1 protein-coding gene is annotated in these 232 nt (G+C 65.9%); it reads right to left on the bottom strand.

The genetic code is table 11. The features are described from left to right. The coding region (locus SB771_RS37420; RefSeq protein ID WP_410722334.1) for a cupin domain-containing protein at window positions 1-232 on the bottom strand (232 nt) is incomplete at both ends.

Raw genomic sequence — 232 nt, 5'->3', positions numbered from 1 at the left:
GCTGCCGAGGCCCTGCAGCGAATGCGGCAGGCCGGGCGGGAAATACCACAGATCGCCGGTCTTGACGTCCTGCACCGACGGCCGTCCGAGCTCGTCGAGCACCGTGATCCGGCAACGGCCGTCGAGCATGATGGCCCACTCGGCCTGCTGGTGCCAGTGCATCTCCCGAATGCCGCCGCGCGTCAGCCGCATATTGACGCCGGAAATGGTTTCGGAAATCGCGAAATCGTCC

The sequence above is a fragment of the Burkholderia sp. SIMBA_051 genome, from assembly GCF_046534915.1.
In the GTDB taxonomy this organism is placed as follows: Bacteria; Pseudomonadota; Gammaproteobacteria; order Burkholderiales; family Burkholderiaceae; genus Burkholderia; species Burkholderia ambifaria.
Note: the sequence above shows the minus strand (reverse complement) of the source record. Positions and strands in the feature narration are given on the sequence as shown.